General features: G+C 67.3%; 17 protein-coding genes. 15 read left to right on the top strand and 2 right to left on the bottom strand.

Annotated elements, in window-relative coordinates:
- Nucleotides 1-107 precede the first annotated feature (107 nt).
- The 8 genes from ruvA (at nt 108) to Q1W68_RS11150 (ending at nt 7825) form a co-directional block, all read left to right on the top strand.
- The gene (ruvA, locus tag Q1W68_RS11185) at nt 108-686 is read left to right on the top strand and encodes a Holliday junction branch migration protein RuvA (protein WP_300658360.1); all 579 of its coding nucleotides are present in this window, start codon (nt 108-110) and stop codon (nt 684-686) included.
- Between the two features lie 5 nt (nt 687-691).
- On the top strand, nt 692-1750 hold the full coding sequence (ruvB, locus tag Q1W68_RS11180) for a Holliday junction branch migration DNA helicase RuvB (protein WP_300716698.1): 1059 nt from the start codon (nt 692-694) through the stop codon (nt 1748-1750).
- A 13-nt stretch (nt 1751-1763) separates the two neighbouring features.
- Entirely contained in the window at nt 1764-3056 is a 1293-nt protein-coding gene (locus tag Q1W68_RS11175) for an efflux RND transporter periplasmic adaptor subunit (RefSeq protein ID WP_300653821.1), read from the top strand.
- A 7-nt stretch (nt 3057-3063) separates the two neighbouring features.
- A complete protein-coding gene (locus Q1W68_RS11170) occupies nt 3064-4290 on the top strand; it encodes an FtsX-like permease family protein (protein ID WP_300658364.1) in 1227 nt (408 codons plus the stop codon).
- A 4-nt stretch (nt 4291-4294) separates the two neighbouring features.
- Nucleotides 4295-5011: an ABC transporter ATP-binding protein gene (locus Q1W68_RS11165; RefSeq protein ID WP_300651193.1), complete on the top strand. Its 717-nt coding sequence runs from the start codon at nt 4295-4297 to the stop codon at nt 5009-5011.
- A gap of 33 nt (nt 5012-5044) precedes the next feature.
- Nucleotides 5045-6088 (top strand): SPOR domain-containing protein, encoded by a 1044-nt coding sequence (locus Q1W68_RS11160; protein WP_300651191.1) that lies wholly within the window; start codon nt 5045-5047, stop codon nt 6086-6088.
- Nucleotides 6089-6297: 209 nt separating this feature from the next.
- Nucleotides 6298-7431 (top strand): 3-deoxy-7-phosphoheptulonate synthase, encoded by a 1134-nt coding sequence (locus Q1W68_RS11155; RefSeq protein ID WP_300716693.1) that lies wholly within the window; start codon nt 6298-6300, stop codon nt 7429-7431.
- Nucleotides 7432-7504: 73 nt separating this feature from the next.
- Nucleotides 7505-7825 (top strand): hypothetical protein, encoded by a 321-nt coding sequence (locus Q1W68_RS11150; protein ID WP_300651185.1) that lies wholly within the window; start codon nt 7505-7507, stop codon nt 7823-7825.
- 104 nt (nt 7826-7929) lie between these two features.
- Here the strand turns inward: Q1W68_RS11150 and mpl are convergent, their stop codons facing one another.
- Nucleotides 7930-9315 (bottom strand): UDP-N-acetylmuramate:L-alanyl-gamma-D-glutamyl-meso-diaminopimelate ligase, encoded by a 1386-nt coding sequence (gene mpl / locus Q1W68_RS11145; protein ID WP_300716691.1) that lies wholly within the window; start codon nt 9313-9315, stop codon nt 7930-7932.
- An 89-nt stretch (nt 9316-9404) separates the two neighbouring features.
- Between mpl and Q1W68_RS11140 the strand changes: the two genes are divergently transcribed.
- The 7 genes from Q1W68_RS11140 to Q1W68_RS11110 all read left to right on the top strand — a co-directional run bounded on the left by Q1W68_RS11140 (nt 9405) and on the right by Q1W68_RS11110 (nt 15452).
- Nucleotides 9405-10028, top strand: a complete 624-nt coding sequence (locus Q1W68_RS11140; RefSeq protein WP_300716688.1) for a hypothetical protein — start codon at nt 9405-9407, stop codon at nt 10026-10028.
- Complete coding sequence (locus Q1W68_RS11135) at nt 10025-10552, top strand: TlpA disulfide reductase family protein (protein WP_300716686.1); 528 nt, start codon at nt 10025-10027, stop codon at nt 10550-10552. Before Q1W68_RS11140 ends, Q1W68_RS11135 begins: the two co-directional genes overlap by 4 nt.
- Before the next feature lie 251 nt (nt 10553-10803).
- On the top strand, nt 10804-11262 hold the full coding sequence (accB, locus tag Q1W68_RS11130; protein ID WP_300716684.1) for an acetyl-CoA carboxylase biotin carboxyl carrier protein: 459 nt from the start codon (nt 10804-10806) through the stop codon (nt 11260-11262).
- A gap of 16 nt (nt 11263-11278) precedes the next feature.
- Entirely contained in the window at nt 11279-12628 is a 1350-nt protein-coding gene (gene accC / locus Q1W68_RS11125) for an acetyl-CoA carboxylase biotin carboxylase subunit (RefSeq protein ID WP_300716681.1), read from the top strand.
- Nucleotides 12629-12640: 12 nt separating this feature from the next.
- Nucleotides 12641-13525, top strand: coding sequence for a 50S ribosomal protein L11 methyltransferase (gene prmA / locus Q1W68_RS11120; RefSeq protein ID WP_300716701.1), 885 nt, complete (start codon nt 12641-12643; stop codon nt 13523-13525).
- Nucleotides 13526-13556: 31 nt separating this feature from the next.
- Nucleotides 13557-14531: a DUF3426 domain-containing protein gene (locus tag Q1W68_RS11115; protein WP_300653978.1), complete on the top strand. Its 975-nt coding sequence runs from the start codon at nt 13557-13559 to the stop codon at nt 14529-14531.
- 30 nt (nt 14532-14561) lie between these two features.
- Entirely contained in the window at nt 14562-15452 is an 891-nt protein-coding gene (locus Q1W68_RS11110; protein ID WP_300653976.1) for a carbohydrate kinase family protein, read from the top strand.
- Nucleotides 15453-15514: 62 nt separating this feature from the next.
- Here Q1W68_RS11110 and Q1W68_RS11105 read toward each other — a convergent pair whose 3' ends face one another.
- A complete protein-coding gene (locus tag Q1W68_RS11105) occupies nt 15515-16060 on the bottom strand; it encodes a histone H1-like DNA-binding protein (RefSeq protein ID WP_300661938.1) in 546 nt (181 codons plus the stop codon).
- Nucleotides 16061-16175: the final 115 nt, after the last annotated feature.

Genomic DNA, 16175 nt, shown 5'->3' with positions numbered 1-16175 from the left:
GGATGTGGGTGTCCAGCGGGCCGCAGAGGTGACCCATGCGGACGTTGTCGGGCGGAGAGAAGGTGTGTCTGAGAATCAAGCCGATAATTCCTCAAAAGGATGTCCAGATGATAGGCAAGTTGACCGGTACGCTGCTGGAGAAAAACCCACCCCAGATCCTGCTGGACTGCCACGGCGTCGGATACGAGGTCGATGTGCCGATGAGCACGTTCTACAACCTGCCCGCCACCGGCGAAAAGGTGGCCCTGCTCACCCACTTCGTGGTGCGCGAGGACGCCCAGATTCTCTACGGCTTCGCCACATCACCCGAACGTGAGGCCTTTCGCCAGCTCATCAAGATCAGCGGCGTGGGCCCGCGCACTGCGCTCTCGGTGCTGTCGGGCATGAGCGTGGGCGACCTGGCCCAGGCCATCAGCGCGCAGGACAGTGGCCGCATCATCAAGGTGCCCGGCATCGGCAAGAAGACCGCCGAGCGCCTGCTGCTCGAACTCAAGGGCAAGCTCGGTGCCGATCTGAACCTGACGGGTGGCGGCCCGGCCCAGAGCGACGTGCAGAGCGACATCCAGCAGGCCCTGATGGCACTGGGCTACAGCGACAAGGACGCCGCGGCCGCCTTGAAGCCTCTGCCGGCGGATGTGGGTGTCAGCGAAGGCATCAAGCTCGCGCTCAAAGCCTTGGCCAAGTAACAACCATGAGCATCCAGACCGACGACTTCGCCCCGGCGCCGCGCATGGTGTCCGCCGCGCCGGCTTCGCCCAAGGAAGAGGCGATCGAGCGCGCCCTGCGCCCCAAGCTGCTCGACGAGTACGTGGGCCAGGTGAAGGTGCGCGAGCAGCTCGAGATCTTCATCGGCGCGGCCAAGAAGCGCAACGAGGCGCTGGACCATGTGCTGCTGTTCGGGCCGCCTGGCCTCGGCAAGACCACGCTCAGCCACATCATCGCGCAGGAACTCGGCGTGAACCTGCGCCAGACCAGCGGACCGGTGCTGGAAAAGCCGAAAGACCTGGCCGCGCTGCTGACCAACCTCGAAGCCAACGACGTGCTCTTCATCGACGAGATCCACCGGCTCAGCCCGGTCGTCGAGGAAATCCTGTACCCCGCGCTGGAGGACTACCAGATCGACATCATGATCGGCGAAGGCCCGGCGGCGCGCAGCATCAAGCTGGACCTGCAGCCCTTCACCCTGGTGGGTGCGACCACGCGCGCCGGCATGCTCACCAACCCGCTGCGCGACCGCTTCGGCATCGTGGCGCGGCTGGAGTTCTACACGTCCGAAGAGCTTGCGCGCATCGTCAAGCGCAGCGCCGGCTTGTTGAACGCGCCCATGGACGAAGCAGGCGGTTTCGAGATCGCACGCCGCTCGCGCGGCACGCCGCGCATCGCCAACCGCCTGCTGCGCCGCGTGCGCGACTTCGCCGATGTGAAGGGCACAGGCACCATCACGCAGGACATGGCCAACCGTGCGCTCGCCATGCTCGACGTGGACCCGCAAGGCTTTGATTTGATGGACCGCAAGCTGCTCGAAGCGGTGATCCACCGCTTCGACGGTGGACCGGTCGGGCTGGACAACATCGCAGCCAGCATCGGCGAGGAGCGCGACACCATTGAGGACGTGATCGAGCCCTATCTGATCCAGCAGGGCTTCCTGCAGCGCACGCCGCGCGGGCGCATCGCCACGCTGGCGGCCTACCGGCACCTGGGCGTGGCGCCGCCCGCCGCCGACAACGGGCTGTTCCAGCCCGGCAACTGAAGTCATCTCACCCATGACCCTGTCTTCCGCTCAACGCCGCTGGGGATGGGGTGCAGCAGGCGTGCTGCTGGTGCTCGCGTTCTGGGCCGGCTGGCTCTGGCGCCACCCCAAGGTGGATGCGGTCGAGCTGGAAGCGGCACCGCTGGTGCGCAGCCTGCAGTTTTCGGCCCGGGTGGCCACGCTCTCGCGCGTGGAGATCGGCAGCACCATCACCGGGCGGGTGCAGGCCGTGCTGGTGGCAGAAGGCGCCAGCGTTCGCCGGGGCGACGTGCTGCTGCGCCTGGAATCCGACGAACTCGCTGCCGCACTCATGCAGGCGGAGGCGGCCGAGCGCCAGGCCGCGGCCCGGCTGGCGGGCTTGCGCAGCACCGGGCGCACCGCCGCCCAGGCCGCGCTGGCCCAGACCGAGGCCACCGTGCGCGCCGCCCAGGCCGAACTCACGCGCACCGAACAGCTGGTGGCACAGGGCTTCGTGAGCGCCTCGCGGCTGGATGAAGTGCGTCGCGCCCTGGACGTGGCCCGTGCTCAGCAGGCCAGTGCGCGCTCGCAAACGCGGGCCAACGAAGAATCGGGGACCGACCTGGTGCAGGCGCAGGCCCAGCTGGCCGTGGCCCAGGCCACCACCCAGGCGGCGCGCGCCCGGCTGGCGCAAACCACGCTGGTGGCACCGGCCGACGCGCAGGTGCTGCTGCGCGAGGTCGAACCCGGCCAGATCGTGCAGCCCGGCAAGGCCTTGCTGGGCCTGGCGCTGGCCGGTCCCACGCAGATCGTGGCGCCGGTGGACGAGCGTTTTCTGGACCAGCTGCAGACCGGCCAGGTCGCGCGTGTGGTGGCCGATGCCTTTGCCGGGCAGCCGCTGGCCGCGCGCGTGCTGTCCATCGCCCCGTCGGTCGATGCGCAGCGCGGCGCCATCGAGGTCAAGCTCACGCTGGACGCGCCCGCACCGGCCTTTCTGCGCGAAGACATGACGGTGTCGGTCGAGGTGGAAACCGCCCGGCGAGACAAGGCGCTGGTGTTGCCGTTGGCCGCCCTGCGCACCGCGCTGCCCGACGGATCGACGACTGTGATGGTGAGCGCCGATGGCCACGCACGCAGCCGCGCGGTGAAGCTGGGCCTGCGCACGCTCGACGCGGCCGAGGTGCTCGAGGGTCTGGCCGAAGGCGACGTGGTGCTGATCGGTGGCACGCCGCAGGCCGACAGCCGCGTGCGTGTGCGCCGCGTTCAATGGCGGCCGGGCCAGAGCACGGTCCCCGGAGCGGCAGCGCCCGACGCCGGTGCTGCGCTGACCAATGCCATGGGGCGCTGAGCACCCCATGAGCGCCTGGCTGGGATTTGAACGCCGTGTGGCACTGCGCTTCCTGCGCGAGGGGCGCATGCAGACCGTGCTGATCATCGTGGGCGTGGCGGCCGGGGTGGCGGTGATTGCCTACATCTCCGCGCTCATCAGCGGCCTGCAGACCAACACCCTCAACAAGACGCTCGGCGCCCAGGCCCACATCACGCTCAGCGCGCCCGACGACGTGGTGGCGCCGCCCGCGATCCGGGCGCCGGGCACGACCACCCTGACCGAAGCCCAGCCGCGCGCGCAGCGCCTGCGCTCGGTGGCCAACTGGCAGGCGCTGGTGCCACAGCTCGAACGGCTGCCCGGCATCGCGGCGGTATCACCCATGGTGGCTGGCGGCGCGCTGGCGTTGCGCGGCGAGGCCACGCAGTCCATCTCGCTGGTCGGTGTGGAGCTGGACCGCTACGACCGCATCGTCGGCCTGCGCAGCAAGGTGGTCAGCGGCACCGCACGCCTCGCGCCCGGCGAGGCCATCGTGGGACGCGACCTGGCGGCCGATCTGGGCGTGCGCGTGGGCGACCGCCTCACGGTGCAGACCAGCACCGTGAGTGAATCGGTCCGGGTGACCGCGCTGGTGGATCTCGGTGTGAAAGAACTCAACCGCCGCACCGTGATCGTGCCCTTGCGGGCCGCGCAAAGCCTGCTCGGTCTGCCCGGCGGCGCCACCACGATCGACCTCACGGTGGACGACGTGTGGGCCGCGCAGGGGCTCACCGAAGACCTGCGCCGTCAGCTGCCCTACCAGCTGGAGAGCTGGCAGGAGAGCAACGCGCAACTGGTCTCGGCCCTCAATGCGCAGTCGGTGAGCACCAGCCTGATCCGGGGCGTGGTGCTGGTGGTGGTGGTGCTGGGCATTGCCAGCGTGCTGGTGGTGTCGGTGGTGCAGAAGCGCCGCGAGATCGGCATCCTGCGCGCCATGGGCGCCACGCGGGCCCAGGTGCTGCGCGTGTTCCTGGTGCAGGGCGCGGTGGTGGGCGCGGTGGGTTCGGTGCTCGGCATTGCGCTGGCCGTGTTGATGATCTGGCTGTTCACCACCTTCGTGCGCGGCGCCGACGGACAGCCGCTGTTCTCCATCGCCTTGCCGCCCCTGCTGGCGCTGCAGGTGGCCGTGTTGGCCACGGTGTGTGGCGTGCTGGCGGCCATTGCGCCGGCCCGCCGCGCGGCGGCCATGGACCCCGGCCAGGCCATCCGCATCTGACGCGATGACCCCCCCCGACACCGTTGCGCTGATCGAACTCAGCGATGTCCGCAAGACCTACAACGCCGGCCTGCCCAGCGAAGCCGAGGTGCTGCACGGGTTGAACCTGCGCGTGATGCCGGGCGAATTCATCGCGCTCATCGGTCCTTCGGGCTCGGGCAAAAGCACCTTGCTCAGCATCGTTGGCCTGCTCGAGCGCATGAGCTCGGGCACCTACCGTTTTCAGGGCGAAGCGGTGCAGGGGCTGGACGACAACGGCCTGACCATGCGCCGGCGCAACAAGCTCGGCTTCGTGTTCCAGTTCCACCACCTGCTGCCGGCCTTCACCGCGCTGGAAAACGTGACCATGCCCGCGCTCATGGCCGAAGGCCGGGTGAGTGCGGCGCAGTTGGCAAAGGCGCGCGAATTGCTGGACGCGGTGGGTCTGGCCCAGGCCATGGACAAACGGCCATCCGAGTTGTCGGGCGGCATGCAGCAGCGCGTGGCGATCGCCCGCGCGCTGGTGATGGAGCCGCCACTGGTGTTGGCGGACGAGCCCACCGGCAACCTGGACACGGCGTCGTCCGATGAGGTGTTCGTGCTGCTGCGGCGCATGCACGCCGAGCGCGGCGTGTCGTTCGTCGTGGTCACGCACGACCCGCGGCTGGCGGCGCGCTGCGACCGGCTGGTGGAGCTGGTGGACGGCCGCATCGCACGCGACGAGGCCATCGTTCACCCCTAGGAAACGCACCGAAACGCCGTGCCAGAATCCGGCATGACCGTCACGCCGCAGCCCGCTTCGGAGACCGCGACCACCGCGCTGTACCGCGCGGCATTGGGTCCGGTGAATGTCGGTCGGTACTTGCCCGTGTTTGCCCGCTTCGACGAGGCGGGACAGGCCGGCCCCGGCTGGAACTGGGCCGCTGCCTTGCTCACCCTGAACTGGCTCGTCTTTCGCCAGCTCTGGGGCGCTGCCCTGGTGTACGTGGCTGCCGTGGAAGGTTTGGCCTTGCTCGTGTTGGGGCTGGGCCGGGAGTGGCTGGCCATGCCGTCGCTCGCCGAGTGGGGTTTTCTGGGCGCGATCTTCGTGTTGAGTTGCCTGATTCCGGGCGTGTATGGCAACGCCTGGCTGCACGCCGACGCGCGCCGGCGCATGACCCGCGCCGTGCGCGAGGCCAGCACGGTGCGCGAGGCCTGTGTCGCCCTGGCACAGCGCTCAAGCTCCCGCAAGCGCTGGTGGGTGCTGGCGGTCATCAACGCGGTGCTGGCAGCCGCTGCGTTGGGGGCTTACTGGGGTTTGTCCCGGTGGGTGAACGAACGGCCGGTGCTGCCCACGGTGGTGTTGCCGGCGGTGGTGGCGCCGGTGGAGCCCACGCCCGTGCCGCCCGCTCCTGCGCAGGCCGAAGAACCTCCACCGGCACCACCCTCGCCAGCCGCGGAGCCACCTGCAGAGCCACCCGCCGAACCGCCGCCAGGTCAGCCAGCCGAACCGGTGCCCTTGCCTTCCACGCCTTCGGTGGAATCCTCCACCACGTCGTCGCAAAGACCCCCACCCGCACCCGCCGCGCCGTCTTCCCGCGCGGACGCGCAGCAGAGCTTTGCCATCAACGTCGGCCTGTTTGCCGATGCCGGCAACGCCGACCGCGTGCTCACGCGGTTGATCGATGCCGGCTTGCCGGCGTTCATTCAGGTGGTTGACGCGCCCACGGGTCAGCGCACCCGCGTGCGGGTGGGTCCGTTCGCCAACCGCGCGCTCGCCGATGACGCGGCGGTGCGCATCCGCGCGCTGGGGCTGGACGCGGTGGTGTTCCGGCAGTAAGCCGGACGCAAGTGGCCCTGTGCTACATTGTTCACCCATGAAAGCGCGCAATTTCTTTGCCTTTTACTTTTGGTTCTCGGTCCCCGGCGGACGAGAGGCGAGGCTGTAAGCGCATCACCGAATCTCGATCAAACCGCCGGAGCCCTCAGCCCGGCGGTTTTTTTTCGACCCCGTTTTTCCACCCTCAACACCAGCCCCAGGAGCCCTTGATGACCGCGAAACATGCCCCCGCCAGCAGCGACGCCTGGCACACCCGTTCGATCGACAAGACCAGCCAGACCGACGACGAACGCATCAAGGACATCACCGTGTTGCCCCCTCCCGAACACCTGATCCGCTTCTTCCCCATCGGCGGCACGCCGGTGGAGACGCTGATCAGCCAGACCCGCCAGCGCATCCACAACATCCTGCACGGCAAGGACGACCGCCTGCTGGTCATCATCGGCCCGTGTTCCATTCACGATCCGGCCGCAGCGGTGGACTACGCGCGCCGCCTCAAACCCTTGCGCGACCAGTACGCCGACACGCTGGAGATCGTGATGCGCGTGTACTTCGAGAAGCCGCGCACCACGGTGGGATGGAAGGGCCTGATCAACGACCCCTACCTCGACGAGAGCTACCGCATCGACGAAGGCCTGCGCATCGCACGCCAGTTGCTCATCGAGATCAACCGCCTGGGCCTGCCCGCGGGCAGCGAGTTCCTCGACGTGATCTCGCCGCAGTACATCGGCGATCTGATCGCCTGGGGCGCCATCGGCGCACGCACCACCGAGAGCCAGGTGCACCGCGAGCTGGCCTCGGGCCTCTCAGCCCCGATCGGGTTCAAGAACGGCACCGACGGCAACATCAAGATTGCCACCGATGCAATCCAGGCCGCTTCACGCGGGCACCACTTCCTCTCGGTGCACAAGAACGGCCAGGTCGCCATCGTGCAGACCAACGGCAACAAGGACTGCCACGTGATCCTGCGCGGCGGCAAGGCGCCCAACTACGACGCATCCAGCGTGGCCGCATCGGTCAAGGAGCTCGAAGCCGCCAAGCTGCCCCCGCGCCTGATGGTGGACTGCAGCCACGCCAACAGCAGCAAGCAGCACGAGAAGCAGCTGGAGGTGGCGCGCGACATCGCGGGCCAGATCACTGGCGGCTCGCGCAGCATTTTCGGCGTGATGATCGAGAGCCACATCGAAGCCGGCGCGCAGAAGTTCACCCCGGGCAAGGACGAGGTGGGGGCGCTCAAGTACGGACAGAGCATCACCGACGCGTGCCTGGGCTGGGACGACTCGCTGCAGGCGCTCGATGTGTTGTCCAACGCGGTGAAGACCGCGCGCCAGGCGAAGGCCTGAGCGGGCTGCGGGCTTTCACGGAGTTCCCCGCCCTGGGCGGGGGCCACAATGGAAGTCCATCAGGAGAACCACCATGCGAAGCCAAGTCACCGTGAGTTGGGGCGTCCGCTCCACCTACCCCTTCGATCTGGAAGAGGTGCAGCCCATGCCGCACGACCTGGCCCGCAGCTGGCTGGACGAGCAGTTCACCTTCCTGGGGTGTGATCCGATTCGGCCCACCGGCAAGGTGCTCACGGCCGACAAGATCCTGGCGGTGGCCGAGGCTGTGGGCGAGGAACGTTTTCGCGACGATGCGCACCGTGCCTGGGCGATGGCGTTTGCACGGGCGGCCAGCGCGGCGCTGGCCAAGCCGGTCATCTCCATCGATGTGCCGGCCCAGGCCCTGAGTTACTAGCAGGGGAGCTCCCCCGCGCCGCCTTCGGCGTCACCCCCTCAAGGGGGCGCATCCTGCGGCCTGGCAAAGCCAGTTCCGCGGATGCTCTGGGCAAGAGCGCGTCTTCAAGCGGAGAGTGCCTTCAGCAGGCGCTCGTGCACGCCGCCAAATCCGCCGTTGCTCATGCAGACGATGTGGTCGCCGGGTTGGGCGGCCAACACGACCTGCGCCACCAGCTCGTCGATGCTCTTGCCCACCCGGGCCCGCGCGCCCATGGGCGCCAGCGCCTCGGGGGCGTCCCAGTCCAGACCGCCCGAGTGGCAGAACGCGAGGTCGGCCGCTTCCAGGCTCCACGGCAGTTGCGACTTCATCGTGCCCAGCTTCATCGTGTTGCTGCGCGGCTCGAACACCGCCAGGATGCGCCCCCGCGGACTGCCCAGGCGGCGCTGGAGGCCGTCCAGCGTGGTGCGGATGGCGGTGGGGTGGTGGGCAAAGTCGTCGTAGACCGTGATGCTGCCACCCGCGCGCGCCACGGTGCCGCGCACTTCCATGCGCCGGCGCACGTTCTCGAAGCTGGCCAGCGCGCGCGCGGCGTCGGCCGGCGCCACGCCCACGTGTTCGGCGGCGGCAATCGCCGCGAGTGCGTTGAGCTGGTTGTGCACGCCGCTGAGTGCCCATTCCACACGGCCCGCCGGCTGGCCCTGGTTCAGCACGTCGAAGGCATGGGGTTCGCCCACGGCAGTGAAGTCGCTCACGGCGGCACCGAAGGTGCGCAGCTCGCTCCACAGGCCCTGGTGAAGCACGCGGTCCAGGCTTTCCTCCAAGCCGTTGGACACCACGCGCCCGGATGGCGGCACGGTGCGGATCAGGTGGTGGAACTGGCGCTCGATGGCGGCCAGGTCGTCGAAGATGTCGGCGTGGTCGAACTCGAGGTTGTTCAGCACGGCCGTGCGCGGGCGGTAGTGGACGAACTTGCTGCGCTTGTCGAAGAAGGCGGTGTCGTACTCGTCCGCTTCAATGGTGAAGGTAGGGCCAGTTCCCATGCGTGCCGACACGCCGAAGTTCATGGGCACCCCGCCAATCAAGAAACCCGGCTGCAGGCCGTTGGCCTCCAGAATCCAGGTCAGCATGGCGGTGGTGGTGGTCTTGCCGTGGGTGCCGGCCACCGCCAGCACATGCCGGCCTTGCAGCACGTGTTCGGCCAGCCACTGCGGGCCGCTGGTGTAAGCGGCGCCGCTGTCCATGATGGCCTCCATCAGCGGAAACTTGGGCGTGCCGTCGGGCTTGCGCGCGCGGCTGACCACATTGCCGATCACGAACACGTCGGGTTTCAGGGCCAGCTGGTCGGCACCAAAGCCTTCGATCAGGTCGATGCCGAGCGCGCGAAGCTGGTCGCTCATGGGGGGGTAAACGCCGGCGTCGCAGCCGGTGACGCGGTGGCCGGCTTCGCGGGCCAGCGCGGCCAGGCCGCCCATGAAGGTGCCGCAAATGCCCAGGATGTGTATGTGCATCGGGCGATTCTAGGTGGCAGGCCACCCGGGTCTTGCGGGTATGGCTGGTCTTGGCCGTGGCGATGTCCCGGGCGGGCACAATCCACTCGATGGAAGCGAGCCGGGACGACATCACCTTCGAAATTGCGGCCGTTGCCGCCCGCCTCGTGGCCGAAGACGGCCTGGAGTACGCGGCCGCCAAGCGCCAGGCGGTCAAGCAACTTGGCCTGCCCGCGCGCACGGCCCTGCCCGACAACGCGGCGCTGGAGGCCGCGGTGCGCGAACACATCGACATCTTCTGTGCCGATACCCAGCCCGGCGAGCTGGTGGCCCTGCGCGAACTGGCCTTGCTGTGGATGGAGCGCCTCAAGGCTTTTCGCCCGCACCTGGGCGGATCGGTCTGGCATGGAACCGCCACGCGTCACAGCGATCTCTACATGCAGCTCTTTTGCGACGACCCCAAGGCGCCCGAGTGGGCCTTGCTCGATCATCGCGTGGAGTACCACCCCGGCACGGTGAACGGCTGGCGCGGCGAGCCGGTGGAGGCGCTTACCCTGCGCACCCGCTGTGACGCGCTGGGTCAGTGGGTGCTCATTCACTTGATGGTGCACGAGCACGACGACCTGCGCGGTGCCCTCAAACCCGATGCCCAAGGCCGCAAGCCGCGCGGCGACGCCGCTGCGCTGCGGCGACGCATGGCCGTCGAGGCCGATACCCCTGGACTGGACGAATGAAATTGCAACGAAGAACGGTGTTGATGACGGGGGCCGCGGTGACTGCCGCTGGTGCGGGCGCCTGGGTGTCCTGGCAGCGCATCGCGCCCCAGGTCGTGTTGAGTGGCGCCGAGGCCGCTTTCTGGGCGGGCGCCTTTGAGGGCCCGAACGGCGAGGCGGTGAACCTGGCGGGCATGCGCGGGCGTCCCTTGCTGGTGAACTTCTGGGCCACCTGGTGCCCGCCGTGTGTGGAAGAGCTGCCCTTGCTCAACGCCTTCAACACGGCCAACGCACCGCAGGGCTGGCAGGTGCTGGGCCTCGCGGTCGACCAGCCCAGCGCGGTGCGCGGCTTCCTGCAGAAGCTGCCGCTGAATTTCCCCGTGGGCATGGCCGGCTTTGCCGGCACCGAGCTCAGCCGCAGCCTGGGCAACCCCAGCGGCAGCCTGCCCTACACAGTGGTCTTCGGGGACGAGGGCACGGTGCTGCACCGCAAGATCGGCAAGGTGTCCGAGGCCGACCTGGCCCAGTGGGCGCAACTGGGTTGACGCTCGCCAGGTGGCGGAACGACCGCTGGTCCCTTGCCGGGAATGTTCGCCCATAAAGGGCTAAATTCCAGCTTTGTCGCCCAAAACGGCAATCGACGTTCTGCGGTGGGCTTGCAAGCCTGGGCGGCCCGATCGTGCGCTACCGCACAACCCTTCGTGTACACTGCGGCACCCTGGCTGGTGGGGGTGGGTCGGCAGCCTTGAAGTTGCTCGAACTTAGAACAAATTAGCCGCTTTTCGTTGGAGAAATCATGGACTTGAGAAAACTGAAGACGCTGATCGACCTGGTGTCCGAATCAAACGTGTCGGAGCTGGAGATCACCGAAGCCGAAGGCAAGGTCCGCATCGTCAAGAGCGCGCCGATGTCCGCCGCGGCCCCCGTGACGTACAGCATGGCGCCAGCGCCGGTGGCTCCCGCGGTGGTTCCGGCGGTGGAGGCGGCGCCCGCCGTGGCCGCAGCCCCCGCCGAGCCGGTGGGCCACACCGTCAAATCTCCCATGGTCGGCACTTTCTACCGCGCTTCCAGCCCGGGCGCCAAGCCCTTCGTGGAGATCGGCGACACCATCAAGGAAGGCGAGACGATCTGCATCGTCGAGGCCATGAAGATCCTCAACGAGATCGAAGCGGACAAGTCCGGCACCGTGACCAAGATCCTGGTGGACAACGGCCAGGCCGTCGAGTACGGCCAGCCTTTGTACGTGATCGAATAAAGAAGGCCCCGAGCCCATGTTCAAGAAAATCCTGATCGCCAACCGCGGAGAGATCGCACTGCGCGTGCAGCGCGCCTGCCGCGAAATGGGCATCAAGGCGGTGATGGTGTACTCCGAGGCCGACCGCGACGCCAAGTACGTGCGCCTGGCCGACGAGGCCGTCTGCATCGGCCCGGCGTCGAGCACCCACAGCTACCTCAACATGCCGGCCATCATCTCGGCGGCCGAGGTGACCGACGCCGAAGCCATCCATCCCGGTTACGGCTTTCTTTCGGAAAACGCCGATTTCGCCGAGCGCGTGGAAAAAAGCGGCTTCACCTTCATCGGCCCCACGCCCGACTCCATCCGCCTGATGGGCGACAAGGTTTCGGCCAAGCAGGCCATGATCCGCGCCGGCGTGCCTTGCGTGCCGGGCTCTGAAGGCGCGCTGCCCGACGATCCGGTGGTGATCAAGCGCACCGCCAAGGCGGTGGGCTACCCGGTGATCATCAAGGCCGCCGGTGGCGGTGGTGGACGCGGCATGCGCGTGGTGCACACCGAAGCGGCCCTGCTGCACGCGGTGCAGACCACCAAGGCCGAGGCCGGTGCCGCGTTTGGCAACGCCGAGGTCTACATGGAGAAGTTTCTCCAGAACCCGCGCCACATCGAGATCCAGATCCTGGCCGACACGCACCGCAACGCGGTGTATCTGGGTGAGCGCGACTGCTCGATGCAGCGCCGCCACCAGAAGGTGATCGAAGAAGCGCCGGCACCGGGGATCCCGCGCCGCCTGATCGAAAAGATCGGCGAGCGTTGCGCGACCGCCTGCAAGAAGATCGGCTACCGAGGCGCCGGCACGTTTGAGTTCCTGTTCGAAAACGGCGAGTTCTATTTCATCGAGATGAACACCCGCGTGCAGGTGGAGCATCCGGTGACCGAGTGGATTTCGGGCGTGGACATCGTGCGCACCCAGATCTCGGTCGCGGCGGGCGAGAAGTTGCCGTTCACGCAGCGCCAGGTCCAGCTGCGCGGACACGCCATCGAGTGCCGGATCAACGCGGAAGACGCCTACAAGTTCACGCCTTCGCCCGGTCGCATCACGACCTGGCACGCACCGGGCGGCCCGGGCGTGCGCGTGGACTCGCACGCCTACACCAACTACTTCGTGCCGCCGAACTACGACTCCATGATCGGCAAGATCATCGTGCACGGCGACACGCGCGAACAGGCGCTGGCGCGCATGCGCACGGCGCTGGCCGAAACGGTGATCGAGGGCATCAAGACCAACATCCCGCTGCACCGCGAGCTGATGGTCGACGCGAGCTTTGTGGCGGGCGGCACCAACATCCACTACCTTGAAGAGTGGCTCTCACAGCGAGAGCGTTAACCCATGCCGTCCTTGTTCGAGCTGGTGCTCATGGTGCCAGAGACTTCGGTTGAAGCCGTGGGCGAAGCGCTGGACGCGCTGGACGCCTTGAGCACCTCGGTGGAAGACGCCGACGCCATGACCGACGCCGAGCAGGCTTTGTTCGGCGAACCCGGCATGCCGCCACCCAAGGAGGGCTGGCAGCGCTCGCGTGTGGTGGCCCTGTTCTCGTCCGAGAGCGTCGCACGGGAAGCTGCCGATCTGCTCAGGCTGCAAGACTTTTTTGAAGGCTGCGCGGTGCTGGGTGTGCAGGCCGTGCCCGAGCAAGACTGGGTGCGCCTGACGCAGTCGCAGTTCGCGCCGGTGGAGATCACACCCACCTTCTGGATCGTGCCCAGCTGGCACGAACCGCCCGCCGCCGCCAAACAGGTCATCCGGCTCGACCCGGGTCTCGCGTTCGGCACCGGCACGCACCCCACCACCCGCATGTGTCTGCGCTGGACCGCCCAGCACCCACCGGTGGGCTCGCGGGTGCTCGACTACGGTTGCGGCTCCGGCATTCTTGCTATCGGTGCGGCCAAGTTCGGCGCGCGCGAAATCGTGGCAGTGGACATCGACCCGGCGGCGGTGGAGTCGACCCGGCTCAATGCCTCGGCCAACCACGTCACGTTGAGCGAAGGCCTGCCCGACATTGCCCACGGAGAGCACGACCTCGTGCTGGCCAATATCCTGGCCACACCACTGAAAGTGCTCGCGCCGCTGCTGTGCTCGCACGTTCGCTCGGGTGGTCACCTGGTGCTTGCGGGCATTCTGGCGCGCCAGGCCGACGAGTTGATCGAGGCCTACGCGCCCTGGGTGGCGTTGCAGGTCAGCGACGAAGAAGAGGGCTGGATCCTCATGACCGCGGTCAAGGCCTGAGCCGCCGCGCAGCGCCCCCGATAATCGGCGCATGAGTTTCACCACCCGTTGTCCGGCCTGCGGAACGACCTTCAGGATCGTTGCCGATCAACTGAAGATCTCCGAAGGCTGGGTGCGTTGTGGCCATTGCGCCGATGTGTTCGACGCCACGCTGTACCTGGAGCCTTGGGCTGCCGGCGCACCGGCACCTTCCGGGTCTGCGCCAGCGCCCGATGTGCCACCGGTCGAGCCCGCCGGCGCCGACCTGGCCGACAGGGATGAGCCCATCACCCGGTCACCTGATTCCATGGCGGATGACCCGCCTGCAGATCCGTCCGTCGACGCCGACTTCAGCACCGAACTTCAGCGTTTCGCGGCTGCCAAGGCGACCCCCGAGGCGCAGGCTGCAGCGCTCGTGGCCCCGGTCTCCGATGCCGATAGCGAGTCGCCTGCCCAGGCCCCACAGGACCTCGGTGCGGAACCCGTCGAGCGGGCCGTGCCCGAGGCGGTGCCGGGATTCGTGCGCCAGGCGCAGCGGCGCGCGTTCTGGCAGTCGCGCGGTGTGCGGGTGGGACTGTCGTTGCTGGCGCTGCTGTTGGCGGCCGTGCTCGTTGCCCAATGGGTGTTGCACGAGCGTGATCGCATCGCAGCCTGGAAACCCGAAACGTTGCCATGGCTGCAACAGCTCTGCGAGCCGATCGGCTGCACCGTCGGTCCGGTGCGCAACATCGACGCCATCGTCATCGACAGCTCGGCGCTGGTTCAGCGTCTGGGCAACTTCCACTCGTTCGACCTGGTGCTCAAGAACACCGCCGACATGGCGCTGGCCCTGCCGGCCCTAGAGTTGAGCCTGACCAATTCGCGCGACGAGGTGATCTCGCGCCGCGTCTTCCTGCCAGAAGAGTGGCCCGATGCCCCATCCGTGATGCCTGCGCAGAGCTCGTTGAATGTGAGCTTCCGCCTGTCACTCTCGGTGGGCGAGGCCATGCCCATGGCGGGCTACCGTGCGCTGGTCTTCTACCCTTGATTCCTCTCCACCTTTCGAACTGACCACACCATGCCCATTCTTGTTTGCGGATCGCTGGCCTTTGACACCATCATGACGTTTGAGGGGCGCTTCGCCGAGCAGATTCTGCCCAGCCAGTTGCACATCCTCAACGTGTCGTTTCTCGTGCCTGCGCTGCGCCGCGAGTACGGAGGGTGTGCCGGCAACATTGCCTATGGACTTCGCCAGCTGGGAGCGCACGCCGTGCCCTTGGCCACGCTGGGCAACGACGGCCAGGAATACCTCGAGCGTCTCCAGGCGCTGGGCGTCGACACTGCGCACGTCAGCAGTGCGACCGAGAGCTACACCGCGCAGGCCATGATCATGACCGACCGCGACAACAACCAGATCACAGCGTTCCACCCTGGTGCCATGTCGATGGCCCACGACAACCCGGTGCCTGTGCGCACAGACATCGCTGTGGCCATCATCTCGCCCGACGGCCGCGACGCGATGCTCACGCACGCGAAGCAGTTGCATGCGGCGGGCGTTCCGTTCGTGTTCGATCCGGGCCAGGGCCTGCCGATGTTCAACGGTGAAGAGCTCAAACAGTTCATCGAACTGGCCACCTGGATCACGGTGAACGACTACGAAGGCAAGATGCTGTCCGATCGCACAGGCTGGTCGTTTGAAGACATGGCATCGCGTGTGCGTGGCGTCATCGTCACGCTGGCCGAGCATGGGTGCGAGGTGTGGGAAGGTGGTCAGAAGAGCGTGGTGCCCGGCGTGAAGGCCGCACAGGTTGTCGATCCCACCGGCTGTGGCGATGCGTTTCGCGCCGCACTGCTGCACGGGCTGGAACAAGGTTGGTCGCTGGCGCGTTGTGCCGAGCTCGGCAACCGCATGGGCGCAGCCAAGATCGCGACCCGCGGTGGTCAGAACTACACCGTCCCCGTGCTTTGAAGCAGACATGAAAAAGCCCGGCGCTTTCGCGCCGGGCTTGCCAAGTCATCGCAAGGACGACTTCAGGGCTTGCTGGACGTTGGAAACGGCCAGGCAGCCTGAGGGTTGAGCTTCGTCTGAGCCGCAGGAGCAGCAGGGGCCGCCGGCTTCTTGGCCGGCTCAGCTTTTTTTGCTGGGGCTGCCTTCGCGACGGCGGCCTTTTTGGCCGGAGCTGCTTTTTTTGCAGGAGCTGCTTTTTTCGCAGCAGGCTTGGCAGCCTTCTTCGCTGGAGCTGCCTTCTTCGCAGGCGCTGCTTTTTTCGCTGCTGGCTTCTTCGCAGCGACTTTCTTCGCTGGAACTGCCTTCTTCGCAGGAGCCGCTTTCTTCACTGCGGGCTTTTTGGCCGGTGCAGCTTTCTTCGCGACAACCTTCTTGGCCGGTGCCGCCTTCTTCGCAGGAGCCGCTTTCTTCGCCGCTGGCTTTTTGGCCGGAGCAGCTTTCTTGGCGACAACTTTCTTGGCCGGGGCGGCCTTCTTCGCAGGCGCTGCTTTCTTCGCAGCGACTTTTTTGGCCGGGGCGGCCTTTTTCGCCACAGCTTTTTTAGCTGGGGCTTTTTTCGCAGTTGCCATTGTTTTCTCCTTGATCAAGTTGCAAAGAGCACTTCAACCGGTCACTGTGCCGGTGAAGTGATTCAACGCGCTGGAGCCGTGTGGATGCATCCACGTGTGGCTCCAGGGTGCTGAA

It is taken from the genome of Hydrogenophaga sp., assembly GCF_030158645.1.
In the GTDB taxonomy this organism is placed as follows: Bacteria; Pseudomonadota; Gammaproteobacteria; order Burkholderiales; family Burkholderiaceae_C; genus Hydrogenophaga.
Note: the sequence above shows the minus strand (reverse complement) of the source record. Positions and strands in the feature narration are given on the sequence as shown.

Coding starts and splice junctions, on each gene's coding strand:
- ruvA (WP_300658360.1), top strand. CDS start 108: ATGATAGGCAAGTTGACCGGTACGCTGCTGGAGAAAAACCCACCCCAG.
- ruvB (WP_300716698.1), top strand. CDS start 692: ATGAGCATCCAGACCGACGACTTCGCCCCGGCGCCGCGCATGGTGTCC.
- Q1W68_RS11175 (WP_300653821.1), top strand. CDS start 1,764: ATGACCCTGTCTTCCGCTCAACGCCGCTGGGGATGGGGTGCAGCAGGC.
- Q1W68_RS11170 (WP_300658364.1), top strand. CDS start 3,064: ATGAGCGCCTGGCTGGGATTTGAACGCCGTGTGGCACTGCGCTTCCTG.
- Q1W68_RS11165 (WP_300651193.1), top strand. CDS start 4,295: ATGACCCCCCCCGACACCGTTGCGCTGATCGAACTCAGCGATGTCCGC.
- Q1W68_RS11160 (WP_300651191.1), top strand. CDS start 5,045: ATGACCGTCACGCCGCAGCCCGCTTCGGAGACCGCGACCACCGCGCTG.
- Q1W68_RS11155 (WP_300716693.1), top strand. CDS start 6,298: ATGACCGCGAAACATGCCCCCGCCAGCAGCGACGCCTGGCACACCCGT.
- Q1W68_RS11150 (WP_300651185.1), top strand. CDS start 7,505: ATGCGAAGCCAAGTCACCGTGAGTTGGGGCGTCCGCTCCACCTACCCC.
- mpl (WP_300716691.1), bottom strand. CDS start 9,315: ATGCACATACACATCCTGGGCATTTGCGGCACCTTCATGGGCGGCCTG.
- Q1W68_RS11140 (WP_300716688.1), top strand. CDS start 9,405: ATGGAAGCGAGCCGGGACGACATCACCTTCGAAATTGCGGCCGTTGCC.
- Q1W68_RS11135 (WP_300716686.1), top strand. CDS start 10,025: ATGAAATTGCAACGAAGAACGGTGTTGATGACGGGGGCCGCGGTGACT.
- accB (WP_300716684.1), top strand. CDS start 10,804: ATGGACTTGAGAAAACTGAAGACGCTGATCGACCTGGTGTCCGAATCA.
- accC (WP_300716681.1), top strand. CDS start 11,279: ATGTTCAAGAAAATCCTGATCGCCAACCGCGGAGAGATCGCACTGCGC.
- Q1W68_RS11115 (WP_300653978.1), top strand. CDS start 13,557: ATGAGTTTCACCACCCGTTGTCCGGCCTGCGGAACGACCTTCAGGATC.
- Q1W68_RS11110 (WP_300653976.1), top strand. CDS start 14,562: ATGCCCATTCTTGTTTGCGGATCGCTGGCCTTTGACACCATCATGACG.
- Q1W68_RS11105 (WP_300661938.1), bottom strand. CDS start 16,060: ATGGCAACTGCGAAAAAAGCCCCAGCTAAAAAAGCTGTGGCGAAAAAG.